Annotated in this window: 21 protein-coding genes; 5 read left to right on the forward strand and 16 right to left on the reverse strand. The window is 64.0% G+C overall.

What is annotated here, in order from left to right:
* Both ABH924_RS17235 and ABH924_RS17240 read left to right on the forward strand, forming a co-directional pair.
* A complete protein-coding gene (locus ABH924_RS17235; RefSeq protein ID WP_404500727.1) occupies window positions 1-654 on the forward strand; it encodes a DUF1254 domain-containing protein in 654 nt (217 codons plus the stop codon).
* Window positions 655-748: 94 nt separating this feature from the next.
* Window positions 749-1,054 (forward strand): hypothetical protein, encoded by a 306-nt coding sequence (locus tag ABH924_RS17240; protein ID WP_404500729.1) that lies wholly within the window; start codon window positions 749-751, stop codon window positions 1,052-1,054.
* A gap of 176 nt (window positions 1,055-1,230) precedes the next feature.
* On the opposite strand, the gene ABH924_RS17245 is transcribed toward ABH924_RS17240, so the two are convergent.
* Complete coding sequence (locus ABH924_RS17245) at window positions 1,231-1,872, reverse strand: dihydrofolate reductase family protein (RefSeq protein ID WP_404500731.1); 642 nt, start codon at window positions 1,870-1,872, stop codon at window positions 1,231-1,233.
* An 88-nt stretch (window positions 1,873-1,960) separates the two neighbouring features.
* Window positions 1,961-2,845: a methyltransferase family protein gene (locus ABH924_RS17250; protein WP_404500733.1), complete on the reverse strand. Its 885-nt coding sequence runs from the start codon at window positions 2,843-2,845 to the stop codon at window positions 1,961-1,963.
* A 208-nt stretch (window positions 2,846-3,053) separates the two neighbouring features.
* On the opposite strand from ABH924_RS17250, the gene ABH924_RS17255 reads away from it, so the two are divergent.
* On the forward strand, window positions 3,054-3,527 hold the full coding sequence (locus ABH924_RS17255) for a MarR family winged helix-turn-helix transcriptional regulator (protein WP_404500735.1): 474 nt from the start codon (window positions 3,054-3,056) through the stop codon (window positions 3,525-3,527).
* Here the strand turns inward: ABH924_RS17255 and ABH924_RS17260 are convergent.
* The 10 genes from ABH924_RS17260 to ABH924_RS17305 all read right to left on the reverse strand — a co-directional run bounded on the left by ABH924_RS17260 (window position 3,524) and on the right by ABH924_RS17305 (window position 13,915).
* Window positions 3,524-3,796 (reverse strand): hypothetical protein, encoded by a 273-nt coding sequence (locus tag ABH924_RS17260; protein WP_404500736.1) that lies wholly within the window; start codon window positions 3,794-3,796, stop codon window positions 3,524-3,526. The genes ABH924_RS17255 and ABH924_RS17260 overlap by 4 nt on opposite strands.
* 407 nt (window positions 3,797-4,203) lie before the next feature.
* The gene (locus ABH924_RS17265; RefSeq protein WP_404500738.1) at window positions 4,204-4,986 is read right to left on the reverse strand and encodes an SRPBCC family protein; all 783 of its coding nucleotides are present in this window, start codon (window positions 4,984-4,986) and stop codon (window positions 4,204-4,206) included.
* A gap of 21 nt (window positions 4,987-5,007) precedes the next feature.
* Window positions 5,008-5,862, reverse strand: a complete 855-nt coding sequence (locus ABH924_RS17270) for an FAD binding domain-containing protein (protein ID WP_404500740.1) — start codon at window positions 5,860-5,862, stop codon at window positions 5,008-5,010.
* On the reverse strand, window positions 5,859-8,228 hold the full coding sequence (locus ABH924_RS17275; protein WP_404500742.1) for a xanthine dehydrogenase family protein molybdopterin-binding subunit: 2,370 nt from the start codon (window positions 8,226-8,228) through the stop codon (window positions 5,859-5,861). Before ABH924_RS17275 ends, ABH924_RS17270 begins: the two co-directional genes overlap by 4 nt.
* Window positions 8,225-8,755, reverse strand: a complete 531-nt coding sequence (locus ABH924_RS17280; RefSeq protein WP_404500744.1) for a (2Fe-2S)-binding protein — start codon at window positions 8,753-8,755, stop codon at window positions 8,225-8,227. Before ABH924_RS17280 ends, ABH924_RS17275 begins: the two co-directional genes overlap by 4 nt.
* Window positions 8,756-8,845: 90 nt before the next feature.
* A complete protein-coding gene (locus tag ABH924_RS17285) occupies window positions 8,846-10,012 on the reverse strand; it encodes an XdhC family protein (RefSeq protein WP_404500746.1) in 1,167 nt (388 codons plus the stop codon).
* Complete coding sequence (locus ABH924_RS17290; protein WP_404500748.1) at window positions 10,005-11,138, reverse strand: VWA domain-containing protein; 1,134 nt, start codon at window positions 11,136-11,138, stop codon at window positions 10,005-10,007. The genes ABH924_RS17285 and ABH924_RS17290 overlap by 8 nt, the downstream gene beginning before the upstream one ends.
* A gap of 3 nt (window positions 11,139-11,141) precedes the next feature.
* Entirely contained in the window at window positions 11,142-12,038 is an 897-nt protein-coding gene (locus ABH924_RS17295; protein ID WP_234752372.1) for a MoxR family ATPase, read from the reverse strand.
* Between the two features lie 43 nt (window positions 12,039-12,081).
* Window positions 12,082-13,119 carry a GTP 3',8-cyclase MoaA gene (moaA, locus tag ABH924_RS17300; RefSeq protein ID WP_234752374.1) on the reverse strand — a complete coding sequence of 346 codons (1,038 nt, stop codon included), beginning with the start codon at window positions 13,117-13,119 and terminating at the stop codon, window positions 12,082-12,084.
* Window positions 13,120-13,228: 109 nt separating this feature from the next.
* Window positions 13,229-13,915 carry a DUF2848 domain-containing protein gene (locus tag ABH924_RS17305; RefSeq protein ID WP_234752375.1) on the reverse strand — a complete coding sequence of 229 codons (687 nt, stop codon included), beginning with the start codon at window positions 13,913-13,915 and terminating at the stop codon, window positions 13,229-13,231.
* A gap of 147 nt (window positions 13,916-14,062) precedes the next feature.
* On the opposite strand from ABH924_RS17305, the gene ABH924_RS17310 reads away from it, so the two are divergent.
* Window positions 14,063-15,454, forward strand: coding sequence for an MFS transporter (locus ABH924_RS17310; RefSeq protein WP_404500750.1), 1,392 nt, complete (start codon window positions 14,063-14,065; stop codon window positions 15,452-15,454).
* 77 nt (window positions 15,455-15,531) lie between these two features.
* Here ABH924_RS17310 and ABH924_RS17315 read toward each other — a convergent pair whose 3' ends face one another.
* A complete protein-coding gene (locus ABH924_RS17315; protein WP_404500752.1) occupies window positions 15,532-16,188 on the reverse strand; it encodes a GntR family transcriptional regulator in 657 nt (218 codons plus the stop codon).
* Between the two features lie 32 nt (window positions 16,189-16,220).
* Here ABH924_RS17315 and ABH924_RS17320 point away from each other — a divergent pair, with 32 nt between their 5' ends.
* Window positions 16,221-17,015: a carbon-nitrogen hydrolase family protein gene (locus ABH924_RS17320; protein ID WP_404500754.1), complete on the forward strand. Its 795-nt coding sequence runs from the start codon at window positions 16,221-16,223 to the stop codon at window positions 17,013-17,015.
* An 11-nt stretch (window positions 17,016-17,026) separates the two neighbouring features.
* On the opposite strand, the gene ABH924_RS17325 is transcribed toward ABH924_RS17320, so the two are convergent.
* The 3 genes from ABH924_RS17325 to ABH924_RS17335 all read right to left on the reverse strand — a co-directional run bounded on the left by ABH924_RS17325 (window position 17,027) and on the right by ABH924_RS17335 (window position 22,953).
* On the reverse strand, window positions 17,027-17,566 hold the full coding sequence (locus ABH924_RS17325) for a DUF2087 domain-containing protein (protein ID WP_404500756.1): 540 nt from the start codon (window positions 17,564-17,566) through the stop codon (window positions 17,027-17,029).
* A 105-nt stretch (window positions 17,567-17,671) separates the two neighbouring features.
* A complete protein-coding gene (locus ABH924_RS17330) occupies window positions 17,672-20,125 on the reverse strand; it encodes a glycoside hydrolase family 32 protein (protein WP_404500758.1) in 2,454 nt (817 codons plus the stop codon).
* A gap of 1,682 nt (window positions 20,126-21,807) precedes the next feature.
* On the reverse strand, window positions 21,808-22,953 hold the full coding sequence (locus ABH924_RS17335) for an acyltransferase family protein (protein ID WP_404500760.1): 1,146 nt from the start codon (window positions 22,951-22,953) through the stop codon (window positions 21,808-21,810).
* Window positions 22,954-23,263 lie beyond the last annotated feature (310 nt).

Genomic DNA, 23,263 nt, shown 5'->3' on the forward strand with positions numbered 1-23,263 from the left:
ATGAACCGGCTCATCTTGAAGTACGGACGTTCACTTACGGCCGTCATCCTGGCGGTCTTCGCTTGGGTCATCTACCGGCGGATCGCCAATGGGGACGGGATTATTCCACTCGTCATAGCAGCAGTCATCGTCTGGGCGCTAGGCGCGCCCGCTTTCATCTACCTCTGGCCGCGACTCACGGTCAATGGATACAAGAGGGCGATTATCAAGCATGGGTTCGGTGAGGGCCCGATCCCCGTCAACACGCTGTACGCCGTGCCCGGCACCTCTTCGCCGTCGACGTCGCGGGGGAGTCTTATGGCAACCGGAGCCGACGATTTGCTCTACGTCGGCGGCTGGCTCGACGTGAGCAAGGGGCCTCAAATCCTACACGTGCCGGACATGGCCGGACGCTATTTCAGCGTGCAGTTCACCGACCCGTCGAAAAGCACAAACTTTGCCTACGTCGGCAAACGCACGACGGGAACCAAAGCCGGCGACTATGTTCTCAGCGGGCCTGGCTGGAACGGAACCGTACCGAACGGCATGACGCAGATTTCTTCGCCAAGCCATTCCGCGCTCGTCATTGGCCGTGTCTTCGTCGAAAGCGACAGTGATCTTCCCACCGCTTACGCGCTTGCGAAGAAAATACAGCTCGCGCCGCTGAAACAGTAGCGGTCGACGTAACCGGCCCAGATGTACGACGGCGATCGGCCCGCCGCCGATGACTTGCCGAAAGTCCCTTTTCAGGACACCGGAGGAGATCAGAATGTCTGCAACGCTCAAGCTGACGCACAGGACCATCGGGGTGGAAGTCCGGCGCGGCACGTACGAGGCCATTGTCGACGGGAAACATGCCGGGACTGTCGAACTGAACGAGACAATCGACATAACGGTCGAACCTGGACATCACACCCTGCAGGTCCGAAATGGCCGAAATTCGAGCAGGACCAAGTCTTTCGACGTCGCCGAGGGCCAGATCGCGAGATTCCGGTGCGGCGGGAAGAGCCCCCTACCGATCTTTCTCTTGTCTTTCGCCGTTCCCAGCCTCGCACTCACACTCACGCGCGAGTAGATGCAGCACATTCAGGAACCGGAGCACTCCTCTTCGGTGGGTGCCTCGCGGTCGGTGTGGAGGTTCGCGATCAGCCGACGCAGGAGGCGCTCCGCGCACTCGTACCCGATGCCCTTGACCTCCGCGCCTGGCTTGCCTCGTCAAACTGGTATCCGGGCGCGTGACCAGCTACCGGGTTATCGGCGAAAGGTGACGTGGATGATGCCGCTTTCGGCGGTCTCCGACGTGACGGTGTATTCGCTTTCCAGCCCCCGGAGATCGTCCCAGAGCCGTATTCCGCCACCGAGCAGGATGGGTGTGATCGCGACGTGTAGCCGATCGACAAGTCCGGCACTGAGGTAGTCGCGCACAACGGTAGGGCCACCTCCGATACGCACATCCTTTTCACCCGCGGCACTGAGCGCTCGTTCAAGCACTTCTTCGGGGCTGGTATCTACGAAGTGGAAAGTTGTTCCGCCGGCCATCGTGATGTCAGGGCGGGGCGTGTGAGTGAGGACGAATACCGGGACGCGGAAGGGCGGCTCGTCGCCCCACCAGCCCTTCCACTCGGGGTCATCGGGGAAGTTATGGAACCCGAACATGCCGGCACCCATAATTTCCGCTCCGACCCCCTCGAAGTAGGCCGCTGCGTATTTGTCGTCGACGCCGGACGTTCCTTCTCCACTCGTGTCATGCAAGACCCGCTCTCGGAACGTGCGGGTGGACGTATATGCCTCAACCAGGCGGCCCCAATCCGACCCGAACGGATTCTCCGGAGTTGCGTCGGTGGTCGTGGCGAAACCATCCAGCGAGATATTCAGGTCAACTCGAACAGCCATGGTGTAGGTCCCCTCAGATCAGTGGTTGCGTTATGCAATCACCATACTGGTGGTGAGATCATCGGCACGGAAGAATTCACGGGAGAAATCATCGTTTGTGAGAGCGGGTCCTCCACACCCGCGGTACCCAGCAGCGCACGGCGTCGCGGTATTGCCGGAATTCTTCGCCGAACCGTTCCTCCAGGTCAGATTCCTCGAGTGGCCTGACAACGTAATTCCACACCAGCGAGCCGACGACGGCGTAGGCCACCACCAGCCATGACTGCAGGATGACACCGACTGCGGCGCCCTGGAGAATGCCCGCGGCCGCCATTGGATTACGGATCCAGCGATACGGACCTGCGATGACCAGATGGTTGGGCATTGCCGATGGCAGAGGCGTGCCGTCTCCTAATGTCGACATCGCTACGGCCGCCGAGATGCCAAGGGCGCTGGCGAGTACCAGAACCGTGACACCCACAGGAGTTGCAAACGACGGAAACGGGAGTGCCACGGCCCAGCGCTGTTCGAGAAAAGCAACGGTAAACGGAATCACCGCCAGGAAGAACCCCCAGAAGAGGACAATTTGCCCGAATGTTGAGACCACGTGGGTTGCGGCGGTCGGGCGTGGGATTGCGGGACGGAATGCGAACGGACCGCGGATGATCCACGCGGTCGGTACACGCCCGAGCAAGACAAGGCAGAGCGCGATCAGCGAACCCACAGTCGCAGCGCCCATGCCTAGTACGCCCCAGCCCGCTTCGGTTGTGACGGTGGCGTATCCCGCCAGCGCGACGGCGACAATACCCGTCCAAGCGGTACTCACCACCGCGGCGGCCTTAACGCCAAATGCCGCGATGGCCGAGGCCATAACAAACAAAGGAATGTCGAAGACGGCAACCGCAACCGGGCCGAGGTTACCGAGGGTCGCCTCGCGCACAACCGGCGACAGGAAAACTGCGGCCCACCACGAAAAACCGGCAATCGCCTGCATGGCGAAATAAGCTCTGCCCCACCAAACTGCTCCGCCCCGCCGAATCAAGGGCGTCACCGGCTCAACCCAAACATCCGTAGTCCCCATCGAAGGCAATTTTGGCCTCAGCCTACCGAATTCGAACGCTGGGTCCGTCTAGAGGTGACCGCCGCAGGAGTAGTTAACCCCTCAACCTCCACAAAATCCCCTCACGGCTACAATGAGATATATGCCGGACATTGAGCGTTGGCCCACCGGACGGTTGCTGTCCACGGCGGCCCGGCTGGTGGAACACGCTTGGGACGAGAATCTCAGGGCGATCGGCCTCACCCACGCCGGTGTCATCGCCCTGGAGGTTCTTTCAGCCACCGGCCCTATCACCCAGACCGCGCTGGCGCAGATCGTCCGCGTGCAGGCTCAGACCATGGGGCAGACCCTCAGCAGGCTCGAGGCCCACGGCCACGTAAGCCGCCGTCGAAGTTCCGAGGACCGCCGGGTGCACGTCGTTTCGCTGACCGACGCCGGCAGGGACGCGCTTGAGCGGGCGGTCGAATCGGAACAACAGGTTCTTGCCCAGGTGTCGATCGATACGTCGATGTTCAGGCAGGAATTGAAAACAGTCGTGCGCGAGCTTGCAGGCCGACAAGCACCAGGGGGAGCGGCTGCCAGCGCCCCTTATGCCTCCGCAGCACGGGAAGACTAGTCCGAGGAAACCTCGACGGCGGACCGCCCACCGGGCATAGGACCCTCACCCCGCGCGGAACGCTCACCGCGCTCGGACCGCTCACGGCGCGCAGCCAACTCCTCCAGTACCGCGTCGTACCAGGACTTGACCCCGAACTCAGGCTTCCCGACGTCGAGCAGCCTGAAGAGAGCGTCGGCCAAAAAGTTGAGCTCCGCAACGGACAACTTCGCAAGCCCCTGGACTGGGTCCAGTTCGCCTTCCAGGCATGAGATGAGGAGCGCGTTCACAGCGCGGCTCCAAGCGTGGGGGCAGCCACGTAAGAGGACTTGGAAGGGAAGTGGGTCCGGCGGGTCATGGGGTCACTCCACGGAAAGAGTTCCTAGGGCCGCTGCATAACCCACCCTGATGATATCGACACGCCGAGGCGCGCGGCAAGCGCGCCGCGCCGCCCGAAGCCGGCATCCACGCAGCCTTGCAATGGCTTCCGGTAAGCGAAGTTAGTTCGACGATCCATGGACGCCGTCGGATTTTGCTGGATCATTCTCTTCGCCCAAGTTGCCGGTCCCGTGATTCCGCGGGCCCGGCATTTGTCCATTCGAATGATTGAGCAGAATCCAACAATCCGAGCGAAGACGATCCTGGGACGGACATGACGCGCCCGGGATTTACACACGTTTTGTCCTACAACCCGCGTTCAGTCCCTCCTGCGTCGCCGGACAAGCCAAGCCACCAGGGCCAGGACAGCGGCGGCGCAAAGCACGGGGCCGAAACGGCGCACCAGCACCGGCCACACGGCCGAGCCAAGATCCAATTCCGACGACGGCGCGATTGGCGCGGACAGAGGTGCAGGTGCAGCCGCGGCCGCGGACACAGGTGCCGCCGGAGGCTCGGTCACCGACGCTGCAGGACCCGCGGCGGGGGGCCCGGCGGCGGGGGGCCCGACAGCAGCCTCCCCAGCGTCCGCCGCGGCAGCCGCCCCGGACTCCGCCGACGCAGCCGAGCCTCCGGCGGCGGGCTCGATATCGCTTGGAGCCCCGCCGCCCGCCTTCCCGATCACGCACTGGACAAACTGCTCCAGCAATTTGTCCGAGATGTCCTGGATGACGCCCCGGCCGAATTGGGCCGGTTTCCCGGTGACGTTCATGTCGGTGGTCACGTCCACGGAGGTGCCGTCGCCGTCGCGCGTCAGCATTGCAGTCACGGTAGCGCCAGCCGTGCCGTTGCCGCGTTTATCCTTGCCCGTGGCCGAAATGACCACCGTATGCGTCTCCTGGTTGCGCTCGAGGAATTCGCCGGTGCCGGTGTAGATCATGGCGATCGGCCCGAGCTTGACCTTGACCGTTCCAGTGAACTGCTCGCCGCTCACGGACGTGAGGGTCGCCCCTGGGAAACAAGGCGCGATGTCTTCCAGTTGGTTGAAGGAATGCCAGGTGTCCTCCAGCGAACTGGGAACCACGAAGTGATGTTTGAGTTCCACGTCTCCCTCCGCCCGTTTCCGCTAGAGCCCGGCGGCCGCGAAGACGGCCCGCTTGGTCAGGACTTCGGCCAGGTGGCGGCGGTAGCCCGCGTCCCCATTGAGGTCGCTGGCAGGATCGGTCCCCTCGGCAGCGTGTGCGCTCGCGGTGGCGATCGCTTCCCGGGTCAGCGGGGCCCCCGCGAGTGCCTGTTCGACGGCGGTCGCCCGCAAGGGCGTGCTGGCCATGTTGGTCAGGCCGATCCTGGCCTCGGCGATGGCGCCGCCTTCCACCCGGACCATCGCGGCCACAGAGACGATGGACCACTGCTGGGCCACGCGGGTGAATTTCTCATAGTGCGCGCCCCACCCGGTGTACTTCGGCACCCGAATATGGGTGAGGATCTCGCCGTCGTCGACGGCGGTGGTGAAGTACCCCTGGAAGAAGTCCGCCGCTGCCACCCGGCGTTCCCCGTTCGGACCTGCCAGGATGAACGTCGCGTCCGCGGCCAGCACCGGCGCGGGCATGTCGCCCGCCGGGTCGGCGTGCACCAGAGCGCCGCCGAACGTGCCGCGGTGGCGGACCTGCGGATCCGCGACCGTCGCCGCAGCCTTGGCCAGCAAGGGCACGTGCTCGGCAATAAGCGGGTCGGTGGCGATCTGGTGGTGGGTCGTCATGGCTCCGATCAGCAGAGCATCGCCGTCGTCGCGGACCCCGGACAGCTCGACGATCCGGCCCAAGTCGACCACCATTGCCGGGTCGGCCAGGCGCAGCTTCATCACGGGGATCAGGCTTTGGCCCCCGGCCATCAGCTTCACGTCGTCGCCGGCGTCGGCCAGCACGCTCAGCGCTTCCGCCACCGTAGCAGGAGCGGCGTAATCGAATGCGCTCGGAATCATTGCACACCTCCGGTCGTCTTGGCTTCTTCAAGGGCGGCCCACACGCGCGACGGCGTACAGGGCATCTTGATGTCCTTCACTCCAAGGTGCCGTACCGCGTCCAGCACTCCGTTGACAATGGCAGGCGTCGAGGCGATGGTTCCCGCCTCGCCGACTCCCTTGGCCCCCAACTGGTTGGTGGTCGAAGGGGTCTCGGTGCGCGCCGTCGCGAAGTGCGGCAGATCCGGCGCGCTGGGCACGAGGTAGTCCACGAATGAGCCCGTGACCAGGGTCCCGGCGTCGTCGTGCACGGCCTCCTCATAGAGGGCCTGTGCGATCCCCTGCGCCAGGCCGCCGTGGACCTGGCCCTCCACAATCAGCGGATTGACGACCACCCCGACGTCGTCCACGCAAACGTACTTGCGGATAGTGACCTGCCCGGTCTCGGTGTCCACTTCCATGGCGGCCAGATGGGTGCCGTGCGGGAAGGAGAAGCTCTGCGGATCGAAGGTGGCATCCGAGTCCAGATTGGGCTCGAATCCGTCCGGCAGGTTGTGCGCCGAGAAGGCGGCGAAGGCGACTTCACCGAACGCCGTGGACTGATCAGTGCCTTTGACGCTGAACTTGCCGTCCGCGAACTCGATATCCTCCTCGCTGACCTCCATCATGTGCGCTGCCAGAACCTTGGCCTTCTCGATCACCTTGTCCGCCGCGGCCAGCACCGCCATGCCGCCGACGGTCAGCGAGCGGGAGCCGTAAGTGTCCAGGCCCCGCTGGGAGATCTGGGTATCACCGTGCAGCACCTCGACATTTTCGAACGGCACGCCGAGCCTGTCCGCCACGAGCTGGCTCCACGCGGTTTCGTGGCCTTGGCCGTGGGGGGAGGTGCCGGTGACCACCTCGATGTTGCCAGTGGGCAGCACGCGCACCTGGGCGTGCTCCCAGCCGCCGGCGGCGTAACTGAGCGCACCAAGCACCCGTGACGGAGCCAGGCCGCACATTTCGGTGAACGTGGAGATGCCGATGCCGAGTTGGACGGGATCGTTGGCCTCGCGGCGCCTGGCCTGCTCTGCCCGGAGTTCGTCGTAGCCAAAGAGCTCCAGGGCCTTCGCCGTGGCCGCCTCGTAGTTGCCGCTGTCGTATTCGAGTCCGGTGACAGTGGTGAAGGGGAATTCCTCGTGTTTGATCCAGTTCTTTTTCCGCACTTCCAGGGGATCCATGCCCAGTTCGACGGCGAGTTCATCCATCAGGCGCTCTATCGCAAAGGTGGCCTCCGGCCGGCCTGCGCCGCGGTAGGCGCCAGTCCACGCCTTGTTGGTGAAGACGTTGTTGCATTCCAGTCGGTATGCCGGGAACTTGTAGATGGCGTTGTACATGAACGCGCCAAGGATCGGGATGCCCGAGCCGATCAGGCCCAGGTAGGCGCCCATGTCCGCCAGCAGCTGGATGTCCAGCCCGGTGACGATCCCGTCCTTCGTGGCCGCGAGCTTCACCTTCTGCACTTGTGCCCGGCCGTGATGCCCGGACTGCAGGGACTCGCTGCGGGTTTCGGTGTATTTGCAGGGCTTGCCGACCCGCCGGGCTGCCATAAGGGTGATGAATTCCTCCGGGATCACCGTCAGCTTTCCGCCAAAACCGCCGCCCACGTCGGGGGCGATCACACGCACTTTGTTTTCCGGGATTCCCAGCGTCAATGCCAGAATCAGCCGCAGAATATGCGGTATCTGCGTGGACGACCACATGGTGATTTGCTCACTCGTAGGGTCAACCACGATCGAGCGCGGTTCCATGAAAGCCGGGATGAGGCGCTGTTGATAAAAAGTGCGTTCGATGAGGACCTCGGCGTTCGCCAAAGCCTCGGCGATCGGCTTGCCTGTTCCGGCTTCGCCCGAGTCAAACACCCACGTCGCCGAGAGATTGGAGTCCAGGCTCGAGTGGGCCAGCACTTTGTCCGTGAATGCTTCCTCCAGATCCAGGACCACCGGAAGTTGGTCGTAGCTGACGTCCACGAGTTCGACGGCGTCCCGCGCCGCCGCGGCGCTGCGGGCAACGATGCAGGCCACTACCTCGCCGGCAAAGGCCACCTCGTCGACCGCGATCGATGGGAACGCGGGTGCCTTCTGGTCGGCGGTGACGGGCCAGACGTTGGGCAGGCTGCCCTGTTCCGCGGCCAGATCGGCTCCGGTGAGCACGGCGACGACGCCGGGTGAAGACTTCGCGGCGGACGCGTCGATCGACGTGATCTTCGCATGGGCGAACGGGCTGCGGACCATTGCCAGATGCAGCATGCCGGGCAGCGTCATGTTGTCCGTGTACCTTGAACGCCCCGTGATGAGGTGGGCATCTTCCTTGCGGAGGCGGGGCCTGCCGACTTCGGCGATGGTCATGCCACACCTGCCGTTTCCGTTTCGTCGCTGTCTGAGGACACCATGCCATCCGAAGAAACCGTGCCATCAGCGGCGGCCTGCACCGCGGCAACGATGTTCTGGTATCCGGTGCACCGGCAGAGGTTTCCCTCGAGGCCGTCCCGGATTTCCTGCTCGGTGGGGTGTGGGTTTTCGGCGAGAAGGGATGCCGATTGCATGATCATGCCGGGCGTGCAGAAGCCGCACTGCAGGGCATGGCATTGGTGGAAGGCTTGCTGCAGCGGGGCGAGCTTGCCGTCCCGGGCCAGGCCTTCGATGGTGGTGACGTTGTGGCCGTCTGCCTGAACCGCGAACATGGTGCAGGATTTGACGCTGACTCCGTCCAGATGGACGGTGCAGGCGCCGCAGTTGGTAGTGTCGCAGCCGATCAATGTGCCGGTCTTGCCAAGCCGTTCGCGCAGGTATTGGACCAGCAGCAATCGTGGCTCGACATCGTCTGTGTAGCTCACATCATCGACTTCGACGGTGATCGTCTTGGAACTCGCCATTGGGATCTCCTGTCGCTTGGAGGACGAGCACGACTGCCCGGCATCCAGTCCTGATGTGACACAGGTTACTCCTCGGAGGAGGCGAGCGCCCTAGCCCGGCTTGAGTTCGTACCCCGCATCTTCGTGGCCCGCTTCAACCGTGGGTTCGTGGTGGATCCGGGCCTCCATGGTGCTCAATCTTCCGCCACCGCCACCCCAGTGCAGGGCAATGATTTCGGCGGCGATGGAGACGGCTGTTTCCTCCGGGGTGCGGGATCCCAGGTCCAGGCCGATCGGGCTGGAGAGCCTGGCCAATTCGGCCTCGGTCAGGCCCGCTTCGCGCAGCCGTTCCAGCCGATCGTGGTGCGTGCGCCGGGATCCCATCGCTCCCACATAGGCCACGTTGTGGCGCAGCGCCAACTCCAGCAGTGGCACGTCGAATTTCGGATCGTGGGTCAGTACGCAGATCACGGTGCGTTCATCCACTTGGCCGGCACTGATCTGCGCCTGCAGGTAGCGGTGGGGCCATTCCACTACTACCTCGTCTGCCTGGGGGAACCGGGCAGCTGTTGCGAAAACCGCGCGTGCGTCGCAGACCGTGACCCGGTAGCCCAGGAAGGTGCCTTGTTTCGCGACGGCGGCGGCGAAGTCAATCGCGCCGAACACCAGCATCCGCGGCTGCGGGGCGAAACTGAGGGCGAAAACGCGCATGCCCTCCCCGCGCCGCTGCCCGTCCGGTCCGTACATGAGCGTGGCGTTGCGGCCTGCTGCCAGCAGGCCCTGGACGTCGTCGGATACCGCATGATCGGCACGCTCGCTGCCCAGGGAGCCTACGAACCCATCAGGGCGGACCACCAGATGGCGGCCCAGCCAGGCCGGATCGGGGTGTTCGATCACGGTGACGATGGCAACGGGGCGGCCGGCACCGACGTCGTCCGCCACCTGCGGCAATTCCGGGAAGATCTCGGTGGAGACCGGCTCCACAAAAATGTCCAGGATCCCGCCGCAGGTCAGGCCGACCTCGAACGCGGCGTCGTCACTGATGCCGTAGCGCTGGAGCACTGGCCGGCGGGACTCGACCACCTTGGTGGCCAGTTCGTAGAGCGCCCCTTCGACGCACCCGCCGGACACCGAGCCGACCGCGCTGCCGTCGGCGTCGACCATCATGGCGGCCCCGGCCGGCCGCGGTGCGGAGCGGAAGGTGCGCACCACCGTTCCGAGTCCTACTGTGTGGCCGGCCGCCATGGCGGCGACCAGATCGTCCAAGACCTCACGCATTGGCAACCACGTCCAACAACTCCTCGAAACTCTGCATTGAGTGCCCCCCTATAAAGAAGTCAACGTGCGGCAGCACCGCCCTGATTCCCCGTTGCAGGGGCTCGTACCCCGCCTTGCCGCGGTGCGGATTGGACCAAATGATCCGCCTCGCCAGATGGTGCAGCCGCTCGGCCTGGCGTCCCAGCAGTGCAGGGTCGCCCCGCTCCCAGCCATCGCTGGCAATCACGACGACGGCGCCGCGCACCATCACGCGCTGGCCCCAGCGGTCGTTGAACGCTCGCAGCACCTCTCCAAGCCGGGTTCCGCCGGACCAGTCGGGGACGGTGCGGCCGGCGAGGGCCAGGGCATTGTCCGGGTCCGGCACCCGCAGTGCGCCCGTCACACGGGTCAGGCGGGTGCCAATCGTGAATACCTCCATCTGGCGCGGAGCGGCTTCCACTACCCGGTGGGCCAAGCGCAGCAGGCTGTCCGCGTAGGGTGCCATCGAGCCCGAGACGTCGATCAACCAGACCATCCGGCGGGTTTTGCGCGGAGCCCGGGCGCGGCGCAGCGGCCCCGGTTCCCCGCCGCGGCGCAGTTGGTCGCGCAGGGTCCGTACGCGGTCGACGTCGCCGTGCCGGTCGAGGTGTTTCCGCCGGGTCTGCCGGGTGGGCAAGCGCACCGGGAGCTCTTCGAACATCCGGTGCAGCAGTGCCCGTTCCGCGTCGTCCAGGACGGCTACATCGCGGTGCCGCAGCAGCTCCCGGCGGCTGGCGAGTGCCCGCAACTGTTCCCGCCGACCTTCCGGGCCGCCGCCGTCGTTATCCAACGCGGCAGCGCTGACGGACGTCGCGGAGTTTTCCAGGCGTTGGGCGGCTGAATGTTCCACGGCGAACCAGGCCTCGAACGTCCGCTGGTAGGCGGGCAGATCCTCCGGCGAGGCACAAAGCGTGGCGCGGCCGGCCCAGAACACGTCGGAGCGGCGGTCGACGGCGAGCCTGCCAACGGCGTCGACGAAGCTGCGCGAGCGGTCCGCGGTCACTTTCACTCCGGCCGCACGCACCGCTGCAGCAAAGGCCAACAGGATCTCTTCGGCGCTGTGGCCTGTGCTCTGGCCTGCCTGTGGGCTCTGTCCTGCCTGTGGCATGGCTCAGCCGAGCATCCGGGCCAGGGCCGCCGAGACGCGCTCGGTGTCCTCGCGGTACTTGCACAGCGCGCCGATGCTGGCCGCGGCCGAAGCCAGATCAAGCTCGGCCCGGCCGAGCTGGTGCAGCGCGCGGGCCCAGTCCAGGGTTTCGGCGACGCCGGGAGGTTTGAGCACGTCGTCGGTGACCCGGATCTGCTGGACTGCGCGCACCACCTGCTCGGCCAGCAGCGCGGGCACCTGGGGGAGCCGGGTGCGCACGATTTCCACTTCGCGGGCCAGCCCGGGGTGGTCGATCCAGTGGTAGAGGCACCGGCGTTTGAGCGCATCGTGCAGGTCGCGGGTCCGGTTGGAGGTGAGCACGACGATCGGCGGGGTGTCGGCCTTGACCGTGCCGAACTCGGGGATGGAAACCTGGTAGGTGGAGAGCACTTCCAGCAGGAAGGCCTCGAACTCATCGTCAGCCCGGTCGATTTCGTCGATCAGCAGCACGGCCGGGCTCTGCTGGAGCGCCTTGAGGATGGGCCGGGCCAGCAGGAACCGTTTGTCGTAGAGCGAGCTTTCCAGCTCGGCCACGCTCAATCCCGCGCTCATTCCCGCGCCGCCGCTGGCCTCAACGCTGCGTAAGTGCAGGATCTGGGCGGTGAAGTCCCAGTCATACAGCGCCTGCGAAGCGTCGATTCCCTCGTAGCACTGCAGGCGGATCAGCGGCAGCCCGAATCCCTCCGCCAGCGCCTCGGCGAGGGAGGTTTTGCCGGTGCCCGGTTCGCCCTCCAGCAGCAGCGGCCGTTCCATGCTCAGGGCGAGGTAGCCAATGGTGGCCAGGCCTTCGTCGGCGAGGTAGCCGGTGGCGGCCAGCATTTCGGCCAGCGCTGCGGCGGAACTGATCGACGTCTGCGTCATGGCACCAGCATAGGGTCACCGGCGGGGGCGCGGTCCGGCTGGGCTACCCGCCGATGTACGACATCTCGATCTTGTGAGCCGCGGCGTCCTTGGGTGTGTGTGAACTGCGCAGTTCCGAGTAGCGGTCCGTGCGGCCGCCCCACAGGGCGGACAACGCCGTCGAAAGCTCCACGTCGGACGCGCCGCCTCTCAGGAGCGCCCTCAGGTCCGTGCCGGTTGTGGCGAAGAGGCATGTGAACAGCTTCCCGTCGGCGGAGAGCCGGGCACGGGTGCAGCCGCGGCAAAAGGCTTGAGTCACGCTGGAAATGACTCCGATTTCGCCGCTGCCGTCCGCGTAGCGCCAGCGATCCGAGGTCTCGCCGGGGTAGTTGGGCGCCACGGGCTCCAGCGGGAACGCCGCGCCGATGCGGGCCAGGATCTCGGCGGAGGGCACCACTTCATCCATTTTCCAGCCGTTGGACGCACCCACGTCCATGTACTCGATGAACCGCAGAATAAAGCCGGATCCCTTGAAGTGGCTCGCCATGGGAAGAATGTCCTGGTCGTTCGTCCCGCGCTTGACTACCATGTTGATCTTCACGGGCCCGAGTCCGGCGGCCTGGGCAACGTCCGCGGCGTGAAGGACCTTCGCCACGGGATAGCCGACGTCGTTCATGGCCTGGAAGGTCTCCTCCCGGAGGGAGTCCAGTGAGACCGTCACGCGGTTCAGTCCGGCATCCTTGAGGGCCTGCGCCTTCTGCGCCAGGACCGAGCCGTTCGTGGTCATGGCCAGGTCCGGAGCCAGCCCGTCGGGAGTGCGCAACCGGGCCAGCATCCGGACCAATTCCTCGATGTCCTTCCGCAGCAGGGGTTCCCCGCCGGTCAGCCGGATCTTCCGCACCCCGTGCCCCACCGCGATCGACGCCAACCTGGTGATTTCCTCAAACGTCAGCAACTGGTCCCGGGGCATGAAAACGAAATCCCGCCCGAAGATCTCCTTGGGCATGCAGTAGACGCAACGGAAATTGCATCGGTCCGTGACGGAAATCCGCAGGTCCCTCAAGGGCCGGTGGAAGGTGTCGGTGATGGAATTGGCGTCCATGCAGCGCCCTCTCAACGCAGTAGTAGTGCCAACCGCTTGTGCCTCTCCCAGCGTATGCCCGGTCCCGCGCGCTCACAATGGAGGAGGCTGAACGACGGCGGAGCCGGACTCAGCCGATGGGCTCCGCCATCTGCTCCACAACATACTGGGCGTCCACCGACGTGCCGGTCACCGGATCGGTCATTTCCACCTTCCAGCTGCGGGCAAACTGGTCGACCCCATGTTTCATTGCCACCGTGCCTGAAATGAGGACGGTGCCCGGCTGGTCCAGGCCGCGCTCTGCCAGGACCTCCAGCCAGTAGTCCGGGCTGAGGAGCGCCTCCAGCGAACTGTCCTGGATCAGGGTGTCCGGAGTTTCGCCGTCGCCCACCCAGCCCTTGAGCGTGATGCTGTCCAAATGGTCGCGGACATCTTCCAGGCGCCAGGCTTTGCGCCCCAACACGTCCGGGCTGGCGTTCTTGCTCCAGGCCACGCCGTGGACCTCGAGCTCGCGATCCGTGTGATCGCACGCCACTGTCAGGAGCACGTCCTCATCGGTGATCACGAGCGCCCATTCCGCTTCACCCGAGGTCCTGCCGTGCTGGACGCGGACCTCCGAAACCTGCTGGGCCAGGTACGGCGACACGGGGTACAGCGCCGGCGTGGTTGCGGGGCCGGGAACGCCAAGTTCGGCCAGCTCGGCGATGTGGGCCTGCACTTCTTCCTGCTCGCGCCCCGCGTAGCCGGCGTTGAGGAGGTGCTTGACCTGGACGTTCCTCGTAGTGCCGTCGGGAAGTTCAAAGCTCAGAGTCGTCATTTTCTGTCCATCCTTTGCGTGTCCTGCTGGAGAAATTTTTCAAACCGGAAACCGGAAACAGTCGCCAATGTACAACCAGTATGCGTAATGTATACATTTAACGCCAGTGTGGCAGGCGTCACCGTAAACTTCTCGTGGAGGAAACCCATGGCCAACGTCCCAGTTCCGGCTTCCGGCGCAGCGCCGCGTCCAGGAAAGCCGATGCATCCCAAAGGCCTGTACAAGGCCTTCGCCGCAAGCCTCACCGGCACCGCGCTCGAGTGGTACGACTTTGCCGTCTACTCCGCCGCAGCCGCCGTCGTATTCCCCATCGTCTTTTTCCCGTCATCGGATCCCTTGACCGGGACCATCCTGGCGTTCTCCACCTACGCGGTGGGCTATGTCTCCCGTCCTGTGGGCGGCATCATTTTCGGCCGGCTCGGTGACCGCATCGGCCGCAAGAAGGTCCTGGTGACAACGCTGATGATCATCGGCGTCGCCACCGTTCTGATCGGGGTGCTACCTGGCTACGGCAGCATCGGCATCTCGGCCCCGATCATTTTGGTATTGCTGCGCTTCGCCCAGGGCGTGGGCGTCGGTGGCGAATGGGGCGGCGCAGTGCTGCTCTCCAGCGAGTACGGCGATCCCCATCGGCGCGGTTTCTGGGCTTCCGCGGCCCAGGTCGGTCCGCCGGCCGGCAACCTCCTGGCCAACGGCACGCTGGCCGTCCTGACCGTTACCCTCACCGAAGCGCAGTTCATCAGCTTCGGCTGGCGCATCGCATTCCTGGTCTCGGCCGTGTTGGTGGGGTTCGGTCTTTGGATTCGGCTGAAGCTTGAAGATACCCCGATTTTCAAGGCCATTGAGGCCCACGGTGAACAGCCCAACGCTCCGGTCCGCGAAGTCTTCAGCAAGGAACTCCGGCCGCTCGTCGCTGCCACACTGTGCCGGGTAGGCCCGGACGTGCTGTACGCACTGTTCACTGTGTTCACCCTGAGCTACGGGATCCAGGCCCTCGGCTATGACCGCAGCCAGGTCCTCACTGCCGTATTGATCGGCTCGGCGTTCCAGCTGTTCATGATCCCGCTGGCCGGTGCCGTCTCTGACCGCTTCAACCGACGCCTCGTCTACGGGATTGCGGCAGTGGTAGGAGCTGTCTGGACTTTCGTCTTCTTCGGCATCCTGGGCGGGCACAGCGAGCCGCTGCTGATCGCGGGAATCGTCCTGGGCCTCATGGCGCACTCCTTCATGTACGGGCCGCAGGCCGCCTTCATCGTTGAACAGTTCTCACCGCGGCTGCGGTCCACCGGAAGTTCGCTGGCCTATACCTTCGCAGGCGTGATCGGCGGCGCCATCGCACCCTTGATGTTCACGCTGTTGCTGTCCCAGTTCGGCACCTGGATTCCGGTTGCCATCTATGTGGCCGCGGCCGCCGTCGTTACTTTAGTGGGGCTGGCGCTCGGCCGGGACTCCAACACCGTGGAGGATGAGGACTACCGTTTGCTGCTGGAAGGATCGGCGGCAGCAAGCCAACCGTCCGCCGTCGCGGAATCCCGCTGACGCTGACCGTCCGGAGAAGTTGTCACGTCATGCCTTCGAAAATCCTGACAACGTGCCTTGGGCGGACAGAAAGTCCCTCAGGTGCGGAGCAGAATATCCCGGGTCACAGCCAGGTGATGGTCAATGGCTTTCTGCGCCTTCGCCGCGTCGCCGGACATCAGGGCGTCGAGTATGTCCTGGTGTTCGGCGCACACCTGCTCGCGTCGGCCTCCGGTACGGAACAGCGCGGAGACGCCTACCAGAATCTGCCGGACGTGGAGCTTGCTGTACGTCCGGGAGATGAGCTCATTGCCCGCCGCGTCAATGAGCTGCTGGTGGAACAGGGTGTCCAGGCGGATAAACTCACGGGCCGCTTCCGGGCTCAGGTCCTCGGGAAGTTTTGCCTGCTGGTCAAGGGTTTCCTGCATCGTCCCGACGGGAACCCGGCCTTGCTCGATGACCAGCCGGGCGGCGTGGCTTTCAAGGATCCCGCGCAGTTCCATCAATTCAGACATCTCCCGGCCGGTCACCGGAGGAACGTAAGCTCCGCGCTGAGGAATCAGCTCCACCAAGCCGTCCGAGACGAGCAGCAAGAGCGCCTCACGCACCGGCGTACGCGATACGCCGATTTCCGCGGCCAGATCCTGCTCGTTCAGGAACTTCCCCTGGACTTCGGGGTCGATCAGGATATTTTCACGCAGGTACGCGTACGCCTTCTCGCGGCCGGACGCCGCAGTCCCCGAACTTTTTCGCATACATTATGTATACAACAATCTGGAGTAAATTCATGCGTTTAGCCGTGGCACAAATCATCACGGGAGCCGATGTGGCTGCCAACCTGGAACTGATCCGAGAATACGCCACCCGTGCCAAGGCCGCTGGAGCCGAACTCGTGGTCTTTCCTGAAGCAGCCATGCGCGCCTTCGGCAACAGCCTGGGCGACATCGCCGAACCGCTGGACGGACCGTGGGCCTCAACGGTCCGCAGCCTTGCACGGGAGCTGGATATCGCCGTCGTCGCGGGGATGTTCACCCCCGGCGAGGGCGGACGGGTCCGGAACACGCTTTTGGTCACCGGCCCCGGGGTGGACACGTCCTACGACAAGATTCACCTCTTTGATGCATTCGGCTTCGCGGAGTCTGATTCGGTCGACGCCGGCACCTCGCCCGTAACCTTCGAACTCAACGGCACCGTGTTTGGCCTTGCCACCTGTTACGACGTGCGTTTCCCTGCCCTCTTCACTGTCAACGCCCGGTCAGGAGCGCAGGTAAACATCGTCTGCGCCTCATGGGGCGCCGGCGAAGGAAAAGCCGAGCAGTGGGACTTGCTGGTGCGGGCCCGCGCCGTGGACAGCACCACCTTCGTCGTGGCGTCCGGCCAAGGCAATCCCGCGAGCGTCGGTCTGCCCTCCACCGGCACGGCGCCTACGGGCATAGGGCGCAGTGCCGTGATCTCGCCACTGGGTGCCGTGGTGGCCGCCCTGGGAGAAATGCCGGAACTCGCCATCGTCGACATCGATCCGTCAATCGTCGAAGAAGTGCGGGGCAAGCTTCCGGTCCTGGCGAATGCCCGGGATCTTTAGCCGCGCGGAGACTAGGGGCCGCCGTCGCCGTCTTCGACGGCCAGCCAGTAGGCCGAGCCGTCCGGCGTGCGGCTCACGATGCCGGAGTCAACAAGGTACCGCCGGAGCATTGGCACGTCTCCAGTGAACCGGGCGAGGCGCTCGTTGAGCTCTCGCTCAGCCACGCGCCCGCCGGTGTCCAGGATGCGCGCGGCTACCCAAGCGAGAAGCCCGAGTCGGTCTGCCTCCCGCGTGGGGTAGCGATCGATGCGGCCGTCTGTCGTCAGGAAGCGCTCGACGCCGGACGGGCTGGGCGTCGGCGAGAGGGCCGCCAGCGCGTCCCGGAAGACATGCTCGCGAATGCGGTAGCGGACACTGCCTTCGGTCTCAACCGTTTCGACCAGCCCCGCTTGGTTGAGGAGCGTGAGCGCCCGTGCGAGTTTCGCTGGAGAGAGCGAGCCGCCCGGGGTTTCGCCAACGCTGATCTCAGCGAAGACCCTCCGGGCTTGAGCGTTCGCCAGTGCCGCGAGCAGGCGCCGCGCATCCGGCGTCGTCAATGAGTCGCTCCCCATGGGCCCAGCATAGGCACAAATGGACGCCTAGCAGACACGGCCACCGGGCAGAATACCCTCGCGCTCGCTGCCCTCCCGCGGTTCTCACGGGAGGGCAGCGCTTGGTTAGGCGGCTGGGATGTCTTCGAAGGTGACCTGGTCCAGCAGGACATGGCCCCAGCTTCCCGTGCCGTTGTCGACGACCTGGAGCTGGGCGCTCTGACCGATGAGGTCGGAGACGTTCCACGACGTCCATGCGAGGCGCTCGCTGTTCTGGCCCGTCGCGGTGCGAACGACTTGCCCGTTGACGACGAGATTCACCGTGGTCTGATTGTCCGGCTCACCTCCAACCGCGTTCGGCGCGCTGCTGAACACAATCTGGTCCACAATGACGTGGCCCCAGGATTCGGTTGCGTGGTCGATGACCTGGATTTGGGCTTTCTGCCCCACGAGCGTGTGGACGTCCCAGTTCACGTTCGACATCGTCGAAGAATTCTGGCCCGTTGCCGTGCGGACAACTTGCCCGTTGACGAGGAGGTTCACCGCAGCGGCACCCGACTGACCCCAGGGGTGGTTTCCTCCCGCGATGAGGAAGTCTATATAGTCCCGCGTAATCGTGAATGTCGGCGACGTGATCGCGCCCGTGGCGGCATCACCTCCTCCGACGTACGTATCGAGGACCTTGGAGCCGAGCTGATTCGGGAGGGATTCCGCCGTCGGGCCTTGGCCAACGTAGCTGCCCGACGCCGTCCACCCCGCACCCCACGTCGCGCCCTCGAAGTCGGCGAAGACGTCCGAGGGCCTCGGGTTGTTCCCGCCTCCGGCGAGGAAGTTGACGTAGGAATGGCCGATGGTGAACGACGGCGAGGTCAGCGTTCCGGTCGACGCGTCGCCGCCGTTGAAACTGTTGGCGAGCCTGTTCCCGAGGTAGCCCGTGACGGGCTGCTGGTTGGGGAGCGTCCCGGTGGCGGGTCCGGCACCGAAGGCCGCTCCCGCCGTCGTCCATGGGCCATAGGTGCTGCCTTCGAAGTCGGTGTACGGCGCCGCGGGATTCGCCTGCTCCGTGATGTTGGCGAATTCCGTGATCGAGAGGTTGGCGAAATTAGCGCTACCGCCGATCGTGAAAAGCGAGATCCCCGTGTCCGACGACGTGAAGAAGTCCTGGTTCGAGAGCGCGATCCGGCCGTCGTCGGCGAATACCTCCACGCTGCCGTGGTCCACGAGGATCCGAAGGTGTACGGACGTCGCACCCGAGGCGAGCGGCGCCTGGGACTGCTGGTACGTACCGAAGGAGTAGGGCACTTGGTCTTGCGCGGAGCGATCGACGTAGAGGTTGCCCCCGTAGACGCCGATGTTAGTGTGCCGGCTGCCGTCCTTGTTCTCGCCGACGGAGATACCGACGTTGTTCAAGGTGGCCCAGCTGACGTCCGCGTCGAGCTCATAGGCCGAGCCGTGGTAGTCGAGGGTTGTCCGTCCATTGACGCTGGCGTTGGCGGGCTTCACGGTTTTGGTGGCGTAGTTGGCCAGATTCGGCGTCGGCTGGGATAGAAGGCTGTAGACACCGCTGCCCTCGGACTTGAGGCTGAGCTGGCGCACCACGGACATCTGGCCGTTGTAGTTGTCGGTGGAGTCAGTGGGCACGGTGTGCGGCGCGTAGTGCCAGTTGTTCATCCAGCCGATCGCGTATCGGGAGGTGTCGGGATTCGCGGCGTCCGGCCACGTCACCGAGGCATACCAGTCATTGCCCCAGTCGAGCCACTGCGGGTCCGTCTGGTCCGCGACGAAGGCCGAGCCGTTCCACGTGCCGGTCCAGTAGGCGTACGTGTCCGGCTTGCCGCTGTAGTCGCCCTGCATGCTCCCGGCCATGATCCAATGCCACGAACCGTCGTTGGCTTTCATCTGGAAGATGTCCGGGCACTCGACGCCGCCGATGTTCGGGGTGGTGTAGCTGAAATCCGTCTGATGCGTCCAGGTCTTGAGGTCCGGCGACGTGTAGAACGTGATCTTCTGCTGACGGCCGATCGCGGCTACCCACGTCGAGTGCGCCGCGTCCCAAACGATCTTCGGGTCGCGGAACCAATCCGAAGCGTCCGGGTTGGCGATGACCGGTGCGCCGTACTGCGTGAAAGTTGTCCCGCCGTCGGTCGAATACCAGAGGTATTGCGATTGATGGAACGCGTCGCCGTCGGTCGGTTGCGTGGCGAGCGCGACGACGGCCCCGGCTCCGAAGCCCGCGGTGTTGTTCGTATCGATCACCGAGGATCCGGTCCATACGGGGAAATTGCTCTGGAGCGGAAGGGCGTCGCCTTGGTCGTTGAACACCACAGTGTCCGACGACGTCGCATGTCGCCACCCGCCGGGGCCGTTGTCCTGGTTGCTGTGAAGGTAATACAGGTTGTACTTGCCGTTGAGATAGATGGGCCGCTGAGGATCGCTCAGCCATCCCGACGGGGGAGTCATGTGGTAGACGGCGCGCATTGGCGGTGCGGTCGCGCCGCCGACGGCTCCCGCGCCGGGGATGTCCCCGGTAACCATGGTGGTCGTGAAAAACATCGTGAGCGCGGCGAAGAGGGCGAGCATGCTCGCCCTCTTCGGCAGCCTCCTTGCTGAGTGGGCCATAAAATCTCCGGGTCTCGGTGAGGACTACTCGACCGCCGATAGCTCTGCGTCGAGCCACTGCACACGGCGTTGTTGAGCAGGCGGGGGAGTTCGTGGTGGAGTCGGTCTTGTGATTAAACGCTTAATCACGGCAAGAATAGCTGGTGAGGAATCTTTGATCAAGCGTTTAAGCGGATTGCTTTAGTTGGCTGCGCGGATGGCGAGGCGGCCGGCCGTATCGACTACGGCCTCGCTCTCAGATCCGTCGAGAATTTCCGTACTGGTGTCGGCCGGTGTTACGCGCCCTGTAAAGACGTCATTTTGGGTGGCGCTGAGCGCTCGTTGTGTTGGCGCGCATCTTCAAGAGGCTATGCCGCGATAGCGAAGGTTTCGACGGTTCTGAAGTGGTCCGCCGGATTCCATTGCGGACTTTCCTAAAAAGTCCTTTGATCTGTTTATTAAGAGATCTTGTCGATGCTCACTCCGTCATCTATTCTAGATATTCTCCATTTGTCTTTACTATCGGGGGGTAGGTGTGACTTTGTGGCATTTTCGAAGTTCCGGCATTGCAAAAGCCAGGACACGAAGATCTTCTGAACTCGCAATTGCCTTACTGGCCGCCATCGTAAATGTCGAAGGTGCCGGCGAGATCAGCCTTGAAGTTATCTAATTCGCCTCCGGCGCCGATCTTCAAACAGGATGGCGCTGTCTACTTGATCTTCATTCGCCCGTCAGAGTTTCCCGGCAGGGCGGCTGAGCATTTCTATGTCACCGTGGGAGACGCTGGAATCTTTACAGCTGGGCCAGACGGAATTTTTCCAATAAAAACGGTGAAGTCAATGACGAAATCCTGACTAAAATTTACAAGCATGAGGTCAAAAGCATAAAATAGTTAACATTCGGAACGGCCCGTTGTCCTGAAGTGAAACTGATGCTGAAGTGGCCAAATGGTTCTCATCTTCCCGTCAGTTTTTGAGTAAAATTGCAAAGAGTACAACTCTTGTTGGAAGTATTCATCCCGGTTCTATTGCGAGATAATGAGCGAATTATGAAACTATCAAGATTTTCGCGTCGGGTACGCACAGCCCGGAAGTTTGGGCCGGGCGCGGTTTGCGTTGTCTTGACTGTGGCTGCAACGTCGGGATGCGCATCATCGCAGGGCGAACCACCCTGCTTGCCTCCAAAGTTTTCCGTAAATCCCGAGGTCGCAAAGGTGGGTGACGAGCTAACGATCAGCGCGCCCGACGCCCAGTGCAATCCGCGCTACGGTGCCAATGCTCTCGTCGATCTCAATATTAGGGACGCTGCCGGTACCAAACTCGTCGAAAAGACGGCACCAATGAGTGACGAGGGGGGCTTCACTTTCACTTTTGTCCTCCCCCCAGGAACCGCCCCAGGACAGGCCACGGTAATCGCCATGCCTCACAACATCGACTGGTGCGATGACACGGGACGCAACAACCGCGCAAGCGGCAACGCCACTTTGCAGCGCGCTTCCTGTGCTGTCCCAGAGAAATCGTTCACGGTAAACACCCTAGTCGCGTGTGTTTTCCGAGGATTTCCGCGAGGGATTTAGTCCGGCGAAGGGGTGGGAGCGGTCGTTCCAGCCGTTGATGAATGCACGGATCATGCTCGTGGGGTCATGGCACCAGCTTCCCGCGCCGTTATTGATGACCTGGAGTGCTGGTGGCCACACGGATGGTGAGGCGGCTCATGAGGGCGCGCCGGATCCGCTGGGTTGGCTGTTCGACCGCCACGCAGCTGAGGAAACCAAGGGGCCATGCCGCCACAAGAGCGAGTGCGGCAAACCCAAGCACGGGAACATCTGATGGCGTGTGGGCGGCGGCGAGGAGCTGCTGGATTGGCCAACCGTAGATGTAGATCCCGTAGGAGATGTCGTAGCGGGACCCGATGGCGGACGCGCTGCCGATTGAACCGATCGACAGGACGAGGTAGGCAAACGGTAACGGGGCGAGGGCTGTACCGTAGCCCGTGGCGAGAGCGCCCCAGACGGCCAGTGCGGCGAGAAGGCTTGGCGCCGCGCCGACGCGGACCTTGTGCCTCTGGGTGGCAAGAAGGGATCCTGCCATGAAGATCGCGAGCAGCGGGAGGACGAATTCGGTGCGGTTCGGCCCGAAGCCGCCTGCGAGGACCTTTCCGAAGACTGCGCCCGTCGATGCGGCAAAGAGCAGGAATATTGCAGTGGCTGTGCCTCGCCTGCTCTCCGGAATCCTGCGAAGCAGGAACACGATCGCGGCGACGATGACGTAGCACAGCCCCTCCCAAGTGAGGGTCCATAGGGGGCCGTTCCAGTCAAAACGGTCGTTGTTGCCCCAGAGGGAGGTTCCTATAGCGGGGGTGTCCATGACGCCGATGCCGAGCGCCAAGGCCGCGCCGAGGAAGGCCAGGGCTCCGCGGAGGTCGTAGGTTCCGTGTGTCAAGAGGGCACCAACCGGTGCAGCCACGAAGGCAACGGTAAGCGCAGCGACAGCGAGGGCCGGATAGATGCGGGTGAGTCGGGCTGCGGCGTACTCCAGCACTGTGTCCGAGCGTTCGGCGCTGACTGTGATGAGATAACCGGAGATGGCGAAGAAGCCCATGACACCTGCGGTGCCGAGCTTGATCCCGTAAAGCGAGGGTTCCGGGCCGTAGCCGCCCAGCCACCACGAGTGGGAGACGATCACGGCTGTGGCGAAGACCAAGCGCAGGGCGTTCAGCGCGTTTCGTCCGGAGCCCAGGGCATTGCCCAGGGTGCGGGCGCCCAGTATGGCCAGGCTCGGACGGTCCCCGGCTGTCGTTGGGGTCTTCATGACCTAGTCATCTCTTTTCAGGCCCTAGAGACTGTTCAGGTGACCGCTGTGACCCGGAGCAAGATCGCGCGTTTTGAGCAGGATCCGGAGCGGGCGGCCGACGTCGGCGAGGAGCCGGCCTGAGGGCGGTCATCTTCCGCCCTTCTTCGGTGTGACGTGACTAACAGTTTAACTGAATCTACACGAGTAGATCTGAAGGAGTCAATCGGCTTGAAGTAAGTATTTCAGCTTGTGAGGTTCGCTCTTCCGGGCAGTCAGGCTCACCCAGGATCGGCCACGCGACGGCACAGCCTTGATCATCTGCTGGGTC

This window comes from Arthrobacter sp. GAS37, from assembly GCF_044908325.1.
In the GTDB taxonomy this organism is placed as follows: Bacteria; Actinomycetota; Actinomycetes; order Actinomycetales; family Micrococcaceae; genus Arthrobacter; species Arthrobacter ramosus.